Annotated in this window: 14 protein-coding genes; 9 read left to right on the plus strand and 5 right to left on the minus strand. The window is 45.8% G+C overall.

Annotated elements, in window-relative coordinates; all coding sequences use genetic code 11:
- Window positions 1-19 precede the first annotated feature (19 nt).
- From ESB13_RS19505 to ESB13_RS19520, 4 genes are all read right to left on the minus strand, one after another.
- Entirely contained in the window at window positions 20-1039 is a 1020-nt protein-coding gene (locus ESB13_RS19505) for a tetratricopeptide repeat protein (protein WP_129005362.1), read from the minus strand.
- A gap of 11 nt (window positions 1040-1050) precedes the next feature.
- Window positions 1051-2283, minus strand: coding sequence for a DUF1015 domain-containing protein (locus ESB13_RS19510; protein WP_129005363.1), 1233 nt, complete (start codon window positions 2281-2283; stop codon window positions 1051-1053).
- Window positions 2284-2321: 38 nt separating this feature from the next.
- Window positions 2322-3392 carry a 3-phosphoserine/phosphohydroxythreonine transaminase gene (serC, locus tag ESB13_RS19515; protein WP_129005364.1) on the minus strand — a complete coding sequence of 357 codons (1071 nt, stop codon included), beginning with the start codon at window positions 3390-3392 and terminating at the stop codon, window positions 2322-2324.
- A gap of 104 nt (window positions 3393-3496) precedes the next feature.
- Window positions 3497-4150 carry a DUF502 domain-containing protein gene (locus ESB13_RS19520; protein ID WP_129005365.1) on the minus strand — a complete coding sequence of 218 codons (654 nt, stop codon included), beginning with the start codon at window positions 4148-4150 and terminating at the stop codon, window positions 3497-3499.
- Between the two features lie 178 nt (window positions 4151-4328).
- Here ESB13_RS19520 and ESB13_RS19525 point away from each other — a divergent pair, with 178 nt between their 5' ends.
- The 7 genes from ESB13_RS19525 to ESB13_RS19555 all read left to right on the plus strand — a co-directional run bounded on the left by ESB13_RS19525 (window position 4329) and on the right by ESB13_RS19555 (window position 14813).
- Window positions 4329-4943, plus strand: a complete 615-nt coding sequence (locus tag ESB13_RS19525) for a TetR/AcrR family transcriptional regulator (RefSeq protein WP_164974282.1) — start codon at window positions 4329-4331, stop codon at window positions 4941-4943.
- Window positions 4944-4947: 4 nt separating this feature from the next.
- Window positions 4948-6300 (plus strand): TolC family protein, encoded by a 1353-nt coding sequence (locus tag ESB13_RS19530; protein WP_129005367.1) that lies wholly within the window; start codon window positions 4948-4950, stop codon window positions 6298-6300.
- Between the two features lie 22 nt (window positions 6301-6322).
- Complete coding sequence (locus tag ESB13_RS19535) at window positions 6323-7468, plus strand: efflux RND transporter periplasmic adaptor subunit (RefSeq protein ID WP_129005368.1); 1146 nt, start codon at window positions 6323-6325, stop codon at window positions 7466-7468.
- Window positions 7469-7523: 55 nt separating this feature from the next.
- Window positions 7524-11099, plus strand: a complete 3576-nt coding sequence (locus tag ESB13_RS19540; RefSeq protein ID WP_129005369.1) for an efflux RND transporter permease subunit — start codon at window positions 7524-7526, stop codon at window positions 11097-11099.
- A gap of 280 nt (window positions 11100-11379) precedes the next feature.
- Window positions 11380-11730 carry a hypothetical protein gene (locus ESB13_RS19545; RefSeq protein ID WP_129005370.1) on the plus strand — a complete coding sequence of 117 codons (351 nt, stop codon included), beginning with the start codon at window positions 11380-11382 and terminating at the stop codon, window positions 11728-11730.
- A 216-nt stretch (window positions 11731-11946) separates the two neighbouring features.
- A complete protein-coding gene (locus tag ESB13_RS19550) occupies window positions 11947-12798 on the plus strand; it encodes a hypothetical protein (RefSeq protein WP_129005371.1) in 852 nt (283 codons plus the stop codon).
- 11 nt (window positions 12799-12809) lie between these two features.
- Window positions 12810-14813 (plus strand): TonB-dependent receptor plug domain-containing protein, encoded by a 2004-nt coding sequence (locus tag ESB13_RS19555; RefSeq protein ID WP_129005372.1) that lies wholly within the window; start codon window positions 12810-12812, stop codon window positions 14811-14813.
- Between the two features lie 35 nt (window positions 14814-14848).
- On the opposite strand, the gene ESB13_RS19560 is transcribed toward ESB13_RS19555, so the two are convergent.
- Window positions 14849-15142 carry a hypothetical protein gene (locus ESB13_RS19560; RefSeq protein ID WP_129005373.1) on the minus strand — a complete coding sequence of 98 codons (294 nt, stop codon included), beginning with the start codon at window positions 15140-15142 and terminating at the stop codon, window positions 14849-14851.
- A 119-nt stretch (window positions 15143-15261) separates the two neighbouring features.
- Here ESB13_RS19560 and ESB13_RS19565 point away from each other — a divergent pair, with 119 nt between their 5' ends.
- Window positions 15262-15654, plus strand: a complete 393-nt coding sequence (locus ESB13_RS19565) for a helix-turn-helix domain-containing protein (protein WP_129005374.1) — start codon at window positions 15262-15264, stop codon at window positions 15652-15654.
- 30 nt (window positions 15655-15684) lie between these two features.
- Window positions 15685-16476 (plus strand): TIGR00266 family protein, encoded by a 792-nt coding sequence (locus tag ESB13_RS19570; RefSeq protein ID WP_181955314.1) that lies wholly within the window; start codon window positions 15685-15687, stop codon window positions 16474-16476.
- The last annotated feature ends 15 nt before the right edge of the window (window positions 16477-16491 follow it).

The following is a 16491-nucleotide window of genomic DNA, read 5'->3' on the forward strand; positions in this document are numbered from 1 at the left end:
TTACTAACAAGGGATGCGCTTAATGTTCGTAGTGTTGATTTTCAGGCACCTTAAACACACGGCTACGCTGCAGTTTCAGGAAATTCTCATTTTCCTGGGAGTGTGCGCTTACCCATGTCTGATAAGCATCGGGGCTGGCTGCTGCAGTGAAAAGCCATTGATTATATGCATCGAACAGGCCTTCCTGCAAGAGCTGGCGCTGGTGGTCGAATAACCTGAAGGGGTATTGCGCCGCATATTGATTAAACCAATCGAGCACAAACCTTGTGCGAACAGTAGTGAGTGATTCAGGCGTAATACCTTCGCTCAGCAGATCGAGGTGTTTGGCCAGTACACCGGCAACCGCTTTTGTAAAGGGGCTGCCCTGCGTTTCATAACCCTTCAACATACCTGGATTTGCCAGCAATGCCTTATAGTTATCGGTCACAATATTCTTCATGATCACCGTTCTGTCGCTCAGGCTTTCGAGGTTCAGGAATAACTCGCCATAGATCACAGACCAGAGCAGGTTATTCTTGTTATCGTAATAGCGGGAAGCATTGTAATAGTTGGTGCTGATGTTGGGATCGACCTCTATTCCTTTCTCCCAATACCTGATAGCCTCGTCGAGGTTGCTCTGCATAGCATACAGCTCACCGAATTCGTTATATAGTACGCCACTTTTAGGGAACTGTTTCAGTGCTTTCTTATACAGTTTTTCGCATTCTTTATATTCTGCTATGGCTTTGTAACACATGCCCAGCATTTTGTAGCTGCTGGCATCGGCATTTTTATGACCGATCAGTTTTTTAGAAGCTTCTATCGCATTGGCATAATCCTTTTTCAGGTAATAGGTATAAGCGAGATCTTCCTGGATGGCCATGTTACCGGGGTCCTGTTTTGAAGCGCGGTTGAGCACCAGCACTGCATTCTCATAATCACCTTTATACATGAAGGCCTTGCCTGATTCGTAAAGGTTTTTATTATCACTACCACCCTGGGCCATAGCGGTTATGGTGGTATAGGAAAGCATCAACAACAGCAGTGTGCGTATTATCATATAGATTATTGTTATTCGTAAATCAGGTGCGTTAATAAACCATCCCTGAGCTTAGGTTCGAACCAAGTGCTTTTGGGAGGCATTACGTTACCGCTGTCGGCAATGGCAAATAACTGTTCAATGCTTACAGGGTAAAGACTAAATGCCAGTTTCATTTCGCCGCTGTTCACCCTTTTTTCGAGTTCTGCGAGACCACGGATACCACCTACGAAGTCGATACGTTTATCGGTACGTGGATCCTGGATGCCCAGCAGGCTATCGAGCACGTTGTTCTGCAGAACGGTTACGTCGAGGATACCAATGGGATCATCGGAGTAAGTGCCTGGTTTTGCGGTTAATTTGTACCACGCACCGTCCAAATACATGCCAAATTCATGTAAGGCAGCGGGTTGAACGGCACCGGACGCCTTCTGAACGGTGAATTTTTCTTCGAGCAGCTTCAGGAAACCGGCGGCATCATGGCCATTAAGGTCTTTTACCAGCCTATTATAGTCCATGATGTACAGCTGATTAGACGGGAATAATGTGGTGAGGAAATAGTTAGCACCTTCCTGTGAATTATTTCCTAAAGCTTTGCGCACTTTGGCGGCAGAGGCTGCGCGGTGATGGCCATCGGCAATATAGGTGAAGGGTATTTCTTCGGCGAACAGGCTGGTGATGTTAGCGATAGCTGTGTCGTCGTTCACGATCCAGATCGTATGCTGGATGTTATCGTCGGCCGTGAAATCGTAGACAGGGTTTTTCGCAGCTTTCCATTTTTCAATCAGTTCATCCACTGCGGCGTGGTTGCGGTATGCCAGGAATACGTTTCCTGTTTGTGCGCCGGAGGTTTTAATATGGTTGATACGATCCTGTTCTTTTTCGGGCCTGGTGAACTCGTGCTTTTTGATGATATCGTTTTCGTAATCATCAACACTGCTTACGCATACCAGCCCGGTCTGGCTTCTGCCGTTCATTACCAGCTGGTAGATATAATAACAGTCTTTTTCTTCCCTGAAGAGCAGGTCTCTTTTGATAAAGGCTTCGAGGTTTTGTTTGGCTTTCTCATATACCTGCTGGTCGTGGATGTCCACAGATTCGGGCAGGTCTATTTCACTTTTAGTGATATGGAGAAAAGAATTAGGGTTTCCCTGTGTTTCAACTTTAGCCTCCTGGCTGTTGAGAACATCATAGGGTTTGCTTGCAATTTGCTTAGCAAACTGGGCTTGCGGACGAAGTGCTTTAAAAGCTTTAATGATAGCCATTGGTTGTAATTATAACCTCAAGTATTGATTGATAAAAATTATCCTTTTCTGTTAGCGAAGTCTTTCAGGAGATCGCAAACGGCCTGTACGCTGCTAAGCGGTAATGCGTTATACATGGAAATACGCAAGCCACCTACACTGCGATGACCTTTTACACCTATCATGCCGTTCTTTTTACATTCATCGAGGAATTGTTTTTCGAGTTCCCCGTTTTCGAGGATGAATACGGCATTCATAAGACTGCGGTCTTCTTTGGCGACGGTGGGTTTAAAAAGCGGTAACGAGTCGAGCGTATTGTATAGCAGGTCTGCTCTTTCCTTTGCTCTTTGTTCCATTGCCGCCAGGCCGCCGTTGGCGATGATCCAGCGGAGGGTGAGCATACTTACATATACTGCGAAAACAGGAGGCGTATTTAAAAGTGCGCCTGCTTCTATGTGTTTGCGGTAGTCCATAATGGGCGGAATAGGGCGGTTTATTTTGCCGAGCAGGTCTTTTTTCACCACGGTTAGGGTGACACCTGCTGCGCCCATATTCTTTTGCGCTCCTGCGTAGATAAGTGAGAACTTACTGAAGTCCATAGGGCGACAGAAGATATCACTGCTCATGTCGGCAATGAGTGGCATAGACACGTCGGGGATATGATGCCATTGTGTGCCTTCTACGGTATTGTTGGTGGTATAATGCAGGTAAACAGCGTCGTCGGGGACGTTGAGGGTTTTATTAATATAGGTATGTCCTTTATCTTTTGAGGAAGCAGCCACGGCCACCTTTCCGAAGTAGCCGGCTTCTTCGATAGCTTTTTTACCCCAGATACCATTATCGCAGTAGGCTGCCTGTGCGTTGGTATCGAGCAGGTTCATTGGCACCTGCATGAATTGGGTAGTAGCGCCGCCATGGAGGTAAAGCACTTCGTAGCTGTCGTCGATCTGCATCAGCGATTTTACATTCGCCTGGGCTTCGTGAAGCACTTCTTCGAACCAGGAAGTACGGTGGCCGATCTCCAGGATCGACAATCCTGTATTATTAAAGTTATGAATGGCATCGGCTGCCTGGGCATATACTTCTTCCGGCAAGATCGAAGGGCCCGAATTAAAATTGTACATTTTCATCCGTATATAGTTTTGGTCCGGCCGGGGAAACCTTATTTAAAAGCTCCGGGTTACTCCCAGGGACGTTAGGACTGCAAATTAACGGGTTTTGAAGCAAAGGCTTGTTAGTTAACAGGGGTAGTAGTTTCCACCTCGGTAACGCCACCCGAGACGACAAATTTCATGGCTTCGGCCGGCGGCGTGTTCTTAATAAGCCTGATCTTATGTTTGGGAACCAGGTAGGTAACGCCGGAAATAGCGTAGGAATGAGGCACATACACGGCTGCATGGCCGGGGAGGTCGAAATGGGTGACATCTTCGTGTGTCACGAAACCAATACGCCAGACGTCGTCACCGTCGACATTTACGAGCACTGGTTTGTCGAATTTCTTTTTATTTCCTGCAAAGGCTTCGAGAAAATCTTTTACGGAGGAGTAAATAAACTTGACGCCGGGTGTATTTTCCAGGACTTTGTCGAAGACGTGTACGAGGCGGCCGAAGAAAAACGAGGAGGAGGTCCAGCCTACGAAGATCACAATGAGGATAACCACTACAAATCCCAACCCTGGTACCCTTTCGAGTTCACCCGCGCCGTTATTTTCGAGCGCATGGGGGAAAATTCTGTCGATTATATTGGGCAGGATATTGTCGACCGTGGTAAACAGCCAAAGTACGGCATAGACAGTAATGCCAATAGGCGCCAATACTACCAGGCCCTGAAAGAAATACTGGAACAGGTTACGTCCAGGAAACACGATCAATCTTTTCCACTTCGGCATCCGTCTAATTTGGGGCAAAATAATCAAGATTTACAACATAGGGGAAAATGCCTGCCTGGTAGTCTTATCCCAGTATATGACCGTCTATCCAAAAATGCGGATTTCAGGCTTCACGGAAACTCTAATTCACAGAAAAGTTTCCGTAGTTTTATCCTATTCCCAAAAACATGCGGATAATATGAAGGAGAGAATACAGGAAAAAGCGGCAGAACTGTTTTTGCGTTTTGGCATCAGGAGTGTGACCATGGACGAGATAGCCAGCCAGTTAGGCATTTCGAAAAAGACTATTTACCAGTCGTTTGCGGACAAAGACGAGCTGGTTACAGCGGTGTTTGAAGAAATGCTGAACAACAGTAAAAACGATTGTATCGTTGACAGGAGCAAGTCGGACAATGCCGTTCATGAACTATTTCTGGCGATGGACCTTATGGAGGATCTGTTCAAAACCATGAATCCTTATGTATTATATGACCTGGAGCGGTATCATCCGGCGGTTTTCGCCAAGTTCCTGGAGTTCAAGAACGGTTTTCTTTTACAGGCTGTAAAGGACAATCTTGAGTGGGGGATCAAGGAGGAGCTATACCGGCCGGAGATCAATGTAGACACCATCAGCCGGTATCGTATAGGTACAGCTATGATTTCGATGAACGTAGACGTTTTTCCCAATAACAAATTCAATGTGTTACAGGTAGAGCAACACCTGCTGTTGTTATATGCGTATGGCATTGCTTCTCCGAAGGGGATAAAGCTGATCCAGAAATACAATCAACAACGTGAACAAAAAAAAGCATAGTTATATGATGCATTTGAAAGCCGGGGCTGCCTGGTTATTTTGTCTTTTTTACTTACCGGGCCTTCGTGCACAGGAAGCTCGGACGCCCCAGATCCATAGCTTCTCGTTACAGCAGGCGGCGGATTATGCGCAACAGCACAATGTTCAGGTGGTAAATGCGCTGCTTGATGTACAGATACAGAAGCAGTCGAACCGTGGCATTACCTCGCAGGCGCTTCCCAATCTCAGCGCCGAAGGATCTTACACCGATTATCTGAAGATACCTGTGACCGTTGTTCCCGCCGAGTTCTTTGGTGGTGCGCCCGGCACCTTTGCCCCGGTACAGTTTGGCACCAAACACAATGCCAGCGGCGCTGTGAATTTGCGCCAGGTATTATTCGACGGCCAGGTGTTTGTTGGTTTACAGGCGAGGAAGACCTCTATTGACCTGCTTACTACCCAGGCCGCTCTTACGGAAGAGAATATCCGTGCCAATGTATACAAGATCTATTACCAGCTGGTAGTGAGTAAAACACAGATAGCGCAGATCGACGCTAATATAGAGTTGCTGCAAAAGTTTGCGAATGACACCAGGATCATGCATGAAAACGGTTTTGCCGAGGAGCTGGATGCGAACAGGGCAAATGTTCAGCTGGCGAACATTCAAACGGAAAAAAGCAAAGTCCTCAACAGTGTTGCCAACGGATATCTTGCGCTTAAAGTGCTGATTGGCGTGCCTGCTCAAGACTCACTTGTACTTACCGACCCGATCACAGAAGATGAAATAAAAGCAGGCGCACTGGAATCGGGCATTTACAAATATACCAACAGGAAAGAGTTCCAGGCGATGCAACTCACAGAGCGGCTTAACGAATACGATATCAAGCGGCATAAGATGAGTTATATTCCCAGCCTCAACCTTAATGCAACGTATAGCAAAATGGCAATGCGCACCAGCTTCGATCTTTTTGGAAAGGGAGAATGGTTTACCACATCTTATGTAGGATTAAGCTTATCGGTACCCATCTTCGATGGTTTCAGCAGGGCATCCAATATTCAAAAAGCCAAGCTGACATTGCAGCAAACGCAAAACCAGATGGCAACACTGCAGTTGTCAATAGACCAGGAGGTGATACAAGCAAGAAACGATTTCAAGACGGCTATACTGACCATTGATTTTCAAAAAGCCAATACCGGGCTGGCAGAAAAGGCGTATCAGCAAACGAAGAAGAAATTTGAGTCGGGTTTAGCATCGACAACAGACGTCACCACCGCTCAAACCGATTTACGAACTGCACAGAGCAATTATATTTCCGCGTTATACGACGCAGTCATTGCCCGTGTAAATTACCTCAAAGCCACAGGGCAATTAAAATAACCAGACCACACAATTCAAGTATATGCAGAAGTTAGTACACATAACATTATTCGCCTGTATGCTGGCAGCTATATCCTGCGGCAAGAAAACGACGCTGGACGAGAAGAAAGCCGAGCTGGAGAAATTGAAAAAGGAGCAGATCTCAGTGAACGATAAGGTTAGCAAGCTGGAAGCAGAGATCATTAAAATAGATCCTGCGGCGCTTCCTGAAAAGCCGAAACTGGTAGCATTGGAAGTAGTGAAGCCTGAAGCATTTACCCATTATATAGATCTCCAGGGAACAGTTACCTCTGATGATATAGCCTGGGTTACCCCTCAAAACCAGGGTGGACAGGTGAAAGCTATTTATGTAAAGCAAGGAGATTATGTAAAAAAGGGGCAGTTATTATTAAAACTTGATAACGAAGCTGCACGCACTCAACTGGGGCCTCTGGAGGTTCAGCTTGAAAACGCCAAGGACATGTTACGCCGGAGACAAAACCTTTGGGACCAGGGCATCGGTGCTGAAGTAGAACTTATTTCAGCCAAGACAGCTGTATCGAACCTTCAAAAGCAGATTGACGCCGTGAATGTATCGGTAGGGCAATATAATGTATATGCCCCTTCGAATGGCGTTGCTGAAACAGTAAGCATAAGAGTTGGAGAAACGTTCAATGCGGCGGGTGCAACGGTAAAAGGTATCCAGATCGTAAATACGGGAACCCTTAAGGTTAGCGCCAATGTTCCTGAAAATTACATTGGCCGTGTTAAGGAAGGCAGCACAGTATTGGTATCGTTTCCCGACCTCAATAAAAAGCTGAACGTTAAGGTAAGCGTAGTAGGCAAAACGATCGGCGCCACCACCCGTTCTTTTTATATAGAGGCAAAACTGCCGGGCGATCAGCAGTTAAAACCCAACCAGGTTGCATTGGTACAGTTACAGGATTATGCTGTCAACAACGCTATTACGGCTCCTGTTAATACCATGCAATCGGATGATAAAGGCAAGTTTATTATGCTGGCGATACAAGAGCCTAACAAGCAATGGCGTGCGCGTAAGCGCACTGTAGTGCCCGGCGAGCTTTACGGCGATAAAATAGAAATAAAAAGCGGCCTGCAGCCTGGCGACCAGGTGGTAACTGATGGTTACCAGAGCTTGTACGAAGGACAGCTGTTAACCACCCACTAACGCGTTAACGGAGATCATTTTTCCTTGCAGCACTCAACAATCAACTAATTCTCAAATGAGCGCATTAGAAAATTTCACAGGTAAGTTTAAGGAGTTCAAGCCTACTTCCTGGAGCATTAAGAATAAGACCTCTATCTATCTGCTCATGATCATCGTGAGCCTGATAGGCGTTTTCCAGTTCGTTACGCTGCCTAAAGAGCAGTTTCCGGACATTGTGATCCCTACCATTTATGTATCGACGATTTACGTTGGTAATTCTCCCAAGGATATGGAAAACCTGGTAACGCGTCCTATAGAGAAACAAATCAAAGGCATTACCGGGGCCAAGATCAAGAAGTTCACCAGCACTTCCCAGCAGGATTATTCTGCCATCATGGTAGAATTTGATACAGATGTAAAAACGGATGTCGCCATTCAGAAAGTCAAGGATGCGATTGACAAAGCCAAGCAGGATCTTCCTACGGATCTAACGCAGGAGCCTACTGCATTGGAAGTTAGTATATCGGACCAGCCGGTAATGTATGTGAATATCAGCGGAGACTATGACCAGCAAAGGTTAAAGAAGTATGCCGATGATATGAAAGACAGGCTGGAGGACATTCCGCAGATCAACCGTGTTGACCTGGTGGGCGCTCCTGAGCGGGAGTTCCAGATCAATGTCGACAATTACCGTATGCAAAGCGCCAATATCACGTTTGATGATATTGCCAGCGCTGTGGCGCGTGAGAACGCAGACATTTCGGGTGGTTTACTTGACGTAGGCACCATGAAACGTAACCTGCAGCTGAAAGGGCAGTTCAAGACTTCTTTTGATATTGAAAAAGTAGTTTTAAGAAACACTGCCGGCAACCCTGTTTACCTGAAGGATATTGCCGTTATCAAAGACACCATAAAAGAACGGGAGAGCTATGCCCGTCTTGATGGCAAAAACGTTGTTACTTTAAACATCATCAAACGTTCGGGTGAAAACCTGATAGAGACCTCTGAAGATGTAAAAACAGCGGTAGAGGAAATGAAGGCAACTTCTTTTCCCAAAGATCTGAAAGTAGTAATTACAGGTGATTTAAGTATCAAGACCAAGAGCTCTTTCAATGAGCTTGTTAACTCGATCGTTATTGGTTTCATACTCGTATTAATCATTCTGATGTTCTTTATGGGTGTGGTGAACGCATTCTTTGTGGCGTTGTCTGTTCCATTAAGTATGTTCGTCGCATTTATGTTCCTGCCGGGTGCAGACCTGATCGTAGGCGGGCATGTTACCCTCAACTTCATCGTGTTGTTCGCGTTGTTGTTTGGCCTGGGCATTATTGTAGACGACGCCATTGTGGTGATTGAAAACACACACCGTATATTCACGGAGAACAAGGGCAAGGTGGGTATACGACCTTCGGCGATGGCTGCAGCCGGCGAGGTATTTGTGCCTGTACTTGCGGGAACGCTGACTACACTGGCGCCCTTCTTCCCGCTGTTGTTCTGGCCTGGCATCATCGGTAAGTTCATGATATATCTTCCTACGATGCTCATCTTTACATTGACCGCATCATTGGTAGTAGCATTTATCATGAACCCTGTATTTGCAGTAGATTTCATGAACCATGTCGAGGGAGAGCATAAGGAGCCCAAGTCTGCGATCTTCAAGAAAAAAGGACTGTGGGCTGCCTTGATACTTGGTATCCTGCTTGATGTTGCGGGCGTTACATTCTGGGGCAACCTGCTGATCTTTATCGTAATATTATCGATCATCAACCGTTATGTGATACTGGATGCCATTCACAGCTTCCAGAACAGGGTGTTGCCGTGGATCATGAACCATTATGAAAACCTGTTACGCTGGGCGGTAAAAGGGTGGCGTCCGGCCTGGCTGGTGCTGGCGACTTTCGGGTTGCTGATATTTTCCTTCGTGTTCTTTGGAGCGCGCAAGGTGCCGGTAGTGTTCTTCCCATCAGGCGACCCCAACCAGATATATGTATATCTTAAATTGCCGGTAGGAACGAATGTAGCGTATACCGACTCCATAACGAACATGCTGGAGAAACGGGTTTACAAGGTGCTGGGAATGGAAAACGGCAAAGCGAATCCTGTTGTTGAAAGTGTGATCACGAACGTAGCAGTGGGCGCGAGCGACCCGAGCAGCGGCGACCGGAGCACCCGTTCGGAACTGGGGCGTATACAGGTTTCGTTTGTGGAATATGAGAAGCGTGAAGGTGTTAGAACCAAACCCATTCTCGATTCCATCAGGAGTGTGATGAAAGGGATACCTGGTGCGGAGATCTCTGTTGACCAGGAGGAGAACGGTCCACCTACCGATCCACCGGTAAACATAGAGGTAGCGAGCGAGGATTTCGATAATCTCATCAAAACATCTGTAGCCCTTAAGAACTACCTTGATTCGATACAGGTGCCTGGCGTAGAAGAGCTGAAGATGGATGTAGACCTTCAGAATCCGGAGATCACACTTACGGTGGACAGGGAACGTGCACTTATAGAAGGCGTATCTTCTTCACAGATAGGGCAACAGATAAGAACAGCCCTGTTTGGACGTGAGTTATCCAAAATAAAGGAAGGTAAAGAAGAATACAAGATACAGTTGCGCAACCAGGAGTTACAGCGTAAGAACCTGCCCGACCTGTTGAATATGAAGATTTATTTCCGGGATATGGCTACAGGACAATCGAAAAGTGTTCCTATCAGTGCCCTGGTAAAAATAGACCTTACCAATACGCTGGGCAGTGTGAAAAGGAAGAACCAGAAGCGTGTGATCACTGTTCGTTCGAATGTGCTGAGTGGTTATACCCCTACGGGCGTAAACCAGGTGATCAAAACACATATAGAAAACTTTAAAGAAAAAGAAGACGGGGTTACCATTAAGCAAACCGGCGAAGGGGAGCAACAGGCAGAAACAGGTAATTTCCTTTTTGGAGCACTGATCGTAGCGCTGTTACTTATATTGCTGATACTGGTACTGCAGTTCAACTCTGTGAGTAAGGCGGTCATTATCCTTACTGAAATCATCTTCAGTGTCATAGGGGTACTCTTAGGGTTCGCGCTCTTTGGAATGGAGGTATCGGTGGTCATGACAGGTGTGGGTATCCTGGGATTAGCGGGTATTGTAATTAAGAACGGTATCCTGGTGATAGAGTTCACGGAAGAGTTGCGCTCGCGCGGGCTGCGTACCAGGGAGGCCGTGATACAGGCCGGCAAGACACGTATTATACCGGTATTGCTGACGGCAGTAGCCGCCATCCTGGGCTTTATTCCGATAGCAGTAGGTTTCAACATTAACTTCATTACCTTATTCTCCGATCTCAATCCGCATATTTTCTTCGGAGGAGATAACGTAGTGTTCTGGAAACCGCTGTGCTGGACAATTATTTTCGGATTAATTTTTGCGTTTTTTATGACCCTGATCATAGTGCCGAGTATGTATCTCATTGCGGAAAGATTGAGAAGGCCTATGCGCAGGATGTACGGAGGCACCTGGATATCGTTCCTTGGCATACCTCCGCTGACCGTTATTTTTCTTCTGTTAATGACTGTAACTTTAATAAAGCATCGCTTTGACAAAGAGCGTCGCCGCCGTAAGCTTGCAGGCAAGAAAGTTAATGAAGCCTTTATTGGCAGCTGGTTCTAGCCTTTCTATGGTTGCAGAAAAGAATAGGGCGCTTTAAAGGCGCCCTATTTTATTTATATAATTCACTAAAGCATTTCAATTACAGGAAGCCTACTAATTCCCCTTGCTTTTGTATTCCGGCAGGCAGTATTTTCTACGCGAAATACGAAGCCGTTTCAAAGCCAAAATGGCATTTTACAGAGAATCCATATTTTGACTGCTACTGCATCAGATATAAGATAATGCTTTACCTTCGCGCAGTAATTCAATACCTGATTTGAAACAAACATTACTCATATTAATGATCGCGGGAATGCTGCTTCAGCAGTTCAGCAAACTGTTTGTTATGGCGGGCTTTGAACTCAAACGCGATTACATTGCTAAAAACCTTTGCGTTAAAAGGAATATCCCCAATAATAAATGCAAGGGCAACTGTCATTTAAAAAAGAAGCTGGCAGAGGAACAGGAAAAGCAGCAGGACAGCGAGTCGCAGCAAGCCGGCATGGAATACTTCGTTCCTTATTTACCTGTTGTTACCGATGCAATCACTTTTCATCTTGTTGACGAAGTGCAACAATACAGTACTACCAATACGGCCAAGCATCGTTTTCTTTTACTTAAGGGTATTTTTCATCCGCCCCGATACGCATAATTACTCTTTATCCATCTTTACGGAATTAGGAATACACGGTCTCATGAATATGAGCAGTTATGCTATGCGCAGGCTGCCTGTTCTGTATGATTGAATAAGACCCGGTGTATCTCATCAACATTATTCACACATCATGCAAGCTATTTGTGCAACCATGCAACAGCTTGTTATACCTGGCATTGCCGGCCGGAATGCCATTCTTTCAATACTATTACAATGCAATTAAAGAATAAAATAACCTATCCCTTGCTCGCCCTGTTTGTTAGCCTGTTCGCTCTCTCCTGCAGCAAGGATAGCAGTACCCCCGACACCAACGAAACAGCGGATCTGCAACAAGTGATCACCCTCAGCAACGATACACATGAACTGGAGCTATACACCGCCAACGGATCATTTTATAGTGGCTACAATGAGATATTTTTGCGTATTAAAAACAAAGACGGGTCTTTTGTAAACAATGCTTCAGTAACCTGGGTCCCTACCATGCAGATGGCGAGCATGCGTCATTCCTGTCCTTATTCGGCGGTAGCCAAAACGTCGAATACCCACTCGCTTTACGGAGGTTCTATAATATTCCAGATGGCCAGTAACGATGCCGAGCATTGGGAGCTTGCTATTTCCTACACCATCGATGGCCAGCCTTATACAGCGTTGGGCCGTATTATGGTAAGAGAAGCCACCAAACGTACCATCAATGTTTTCCGGGGAACGGATAATGTTAACTACATACTGGCGCTTGTTGCACCGGCCAAACCACAGGTAGCGCAGAATGTGATGTCTGCTGTGCTGTATAAGGCAGAAGGTATGAGCGGCTATACTGTTGTTAATAATTTCAAAGTAAAGATAGATCCGCGTATGCCCGGAATGAATAATCACTCCTCTCCCAACAACCGTGATCTTGTGCAAGCAGCTGCCGGTGGTTTATATGAAGGCCTATTAAGCTTAACCATGACCGGTTACTGGAAAATAAACCTGCAGCTGGAAGATGCTTCGGGCAATGTTCTGAAAGGGGAAAAAGTAACAGAGGCCAATGAAAGCAGCAGTATCTATTTTGAAATAGAATTCTAAGTCCGCGAAAGATGAAATACTTGTTATTACCGGCTGCCACCATCCTGATGACAGCCTCTTGTCTCTACAGTCAGGATCATAAACATGAAGCTGACAGCGTTGGGACGCGTCAGCTGGAAGAAGTGATTGTTATTGGCCGCACGGCGTACGATTCTTCGCGCACCATGAAAATGCTGGCATCCCTTGATACTTATCTTGATGCAGCTGCAGGCATTAACATGATCAAAAGAGGGGGTTATGCCTGGGAGCCGATGCTTAACGGCATGGCTACAGAACGTAGTGTGATCACCGTTGACGGTATGCGTATTTACGGCGCCTGTACCGACAGGATGGATCCTATTACCTCGTATGTAGATATTACCCATCTTGCGCAGGCCAAAGTAAGTCATGGGCAATCCGGTGCAAGTCAGGGTTCTACTATTGCCGGCAGTATTGATCTGCAAAGAAAGAAACCGGGCTTTTCAGGCGCTCCTTTTGCCGGCACCGTGTTCAGCGGTCTTGAGACTTCGAATATGCAAAGAATCCTGGGAGGATCGTTCAGCCGTTCGACGAACAAGTTCTTTGGCGATATTAGTTTTATATACCGGGATGCGGATAATTATAAAGCGGGTGGCGGCAAAGAAATAAACTATACACAGTTCACCAAGTACAATATTTCTTCGTCGATAGGTTATAAGCTTAATGAGCGGCAGCATGTTGAAGCAGCCTTCATTTTTGACAGGGCATCGGATGTTGGCTATGCAGCTTTGCCGATGGATGTATCGCTTGCACGGGCTGTAATTGCTTCTGTGTCTTATTTTGTACATCCTTTGAATGGTGTTGTCTCGAACTGGGAAACCAAGGTTTATTATAACACTGTCAAGCATATCATGGATGACAGCAAACGCCCCGATGTTCCTGTAAGGATGGATATGCCCGGACGGGCAAAGACTGCAGGTTTTTATTCGAGGATGAATGGCAGATCGGGCATTCATAATTTTATGGCAAATCTTTCTGCACACTTCAATAATTCATATGCGGAGATGACCATGTTTTCGAATGATGCCAACACGAGGGATATGTTCATGCTTACCTGGCCGGATATCAATACTATGTACGGCAGTGTTTTCATAGAAGATAAAATAAGATGGCTTGCTGGCTGGTATACTACTGTTTCGGCTGGCCTGGGTTATCAGCGCAATGCTGTAAGCAGTACGTTGGGGCTTAACAGTCTGAAGATATTTTATCCTTCGCTGCATGATAGCAAGAGCAGGGTGCTGCCGTCGTTATCGGTGGCTTTAAGCCGTGAAACCACTAACTGGAAGCACCTGGTGCGGGCTGGTTACGGGCAGCGTGCTCCTTCTGTTTCGGAAGCCTATGGCTTTTACCTGTTCAACAGTTTTGACCGCTTTGATTATATTGGTAATCCTTTTCTTGAAAATGAAAAGTCGATGGAAGCGGGTATATCGAGCAGTTACAGTTCGCCGCGTGTTTCTTTAAAAATATTTGGCAACTACTTTCATATACTTGACTATATCATAGGCAGGGCTAATGCCGGTTATTCGGCGATGACCATTGGAGCGGCAGGTGTTAAAACATATGAATCGCTTTCATCGGCGGATATTATAAGTGCCGGAGTTGATGCCGGCTACCAGGTTATTACAGGATTGAAATTAAAATCGGGCATCTCGTATAAATATGGCCGTGATCAATCGGGTGGAAAGCTTCCGCTGATGCAGCCATTTCAATATAACCTGGGAGCAGCTTATGTGAAGAGCAGTTTATCGGCAGAGATAAGCGTACAAGGGTCAGCCTCTTATTCCGACTATAGTAAGGCGTATGGTGAAACGCCGGCAGCTGCCTGGCATATCCTAAATGCTTCGCTTGGAAAAACATTTTCTTTTGGCCGGCAGCAGTTACAGTTAAAGGGTGGTGCAGAAAATATACTGGATAGAAGTTACACCAGTTTTGCTGATTGGAACCGCATTCCCCGGATGGGGCGGAATTTCTTTTTCAATATTATTTATAGTTTGTAAAGCGCGCAGCGCCTGAACATAAGCGGCACTTATGTTCAGGCAGCCGGCGGCGTTGGCAGAATAGGAATAACCGGAGCAGGTTGCCGCTGCATAAGATATACTGCTTCGATGAGCGCATCGAGTTTTTCGTAGAAGAAGATATAACGGCTGCGATCGTGTGCCGAAAGGCCATCGCATTCTTCGCTGCCTATAAACGCTTTTGTAAGCATCCAAAGCTGCTCGCGTGATAAGGAGAGATCAAAGGCTTCGGTAAATTCCTGAAAAGCCAGATTGGGGTGGTTTTGTTGCTGCGGCGGTGCAGGCCACATACAACTGGTGCTATCATCCATTGCGCTATGATTTAAGATTTTAAATGTTGGGGAGATAGCAAGTAGAGAAAGAGAATTCTAAGTAAGTTGTAAAATTAAGGAGTTAAACGTTTTGAGATTGAAAAAATTAGTAATTTTAATTGAAAATCTTATTAACCTTGAATTACCTACCAGAAAATCTATATTTTCTACGGAAGCAGCGCAAGTTAAGGCAAGATGAGATGCTTGCTGTATTGGGTATTTCCGGAGGCACGTGGTCTAATTATGAGAACGGCAAAACAGAGCCTCAGATACAAACCTTAATAGATATAGCTGTATTCTTTGAAGTAAATATTGACGATCTTCTTCGTGTAAGTCTTAGCAATCACCAATCGATTGTTGCACAATCTCCGGGTCCTTACCAATCGGCTGCCAAAAGGCAGGGCGCAGGTAGTGGCGATCATCCGGCTGCCGATAGCATTTTAAAGGAGATGCTGGATGAAATTAAAGGTATGCGGACAGATTTGCGAACGTATTTAGATACTAAGCTGTAATTTTCCTGTATATTAAAAACAGACAACCACATGATCAGCAATCATGAAATAGATTATCGCATTTTCGGCGAAGAAATGCAGTATGTAGAAGTGGAGCTTGACCCTAATGAAACAGCGGTAGCGGAACCCGGCGCGTTTATGATGATGGACGATGGCATTCAGATGCAAACCATTTTTGGAGATGGCAGCCAGCAAACAGGCGGTTTTTTGGGCAAATTATTTAGTGCGGGGAAACGTTTGCTTACTGGTGAAAATTTATTCATGACTGCATTTACGAATGTGGGGCATGGTAAAAAGCAAGTAAGTTTTGCTTCTCCTTATCCGGGGAAGATCATAGCATTGGATCTTCTGCGACTTGGCGGCCGTGTTATTTGTCAGAAAGATGCTTTTTTGTGTGCAGCCAAGGGCGTAAGCATAGGTATAGAATTTCAGCGCAGGCTGGGCACCGGCTTATTCGGTGGTGAGGGTTTTATTATGCAGAAGCTTGAAGGAGATGGTATGGCGTTCATGCATGCCGGCGGACACGTTATTGAGAAGCAGTTGCAGCCAGGTGAGTTGCTGAAAATTGATACTGGCTGTCTTGTTGGTTTTACGCATGGCGTTGACTACAATATTGAATTTATCGGCGGGATCCGTAATACCTTTTTCGGTGGTGAGGGTGTATTCTTTGCAACGCTGAGAGGTGAGGGTAAGGTATGGATCCAGACATTGCCTATCAGTCGTCTTGCAAGCCGTATTATACAATATGGTACTTATAACCGTAAAGAAGAGGGCAGTATTCTCGGTGGTTTGGGGAACCTGCTTGATGGAGACGGGCGATAGCTGATAACAGACGAA

Origin of the sequence: Filimonas effusa (assembly GCF_004118675.1) — a bacterium.
GTDB lineage: Bacteria > Bacteroidota > Bacteroidia > Chitinophagales > Chitinophagaceae > Filimonas > Filimonas effusa.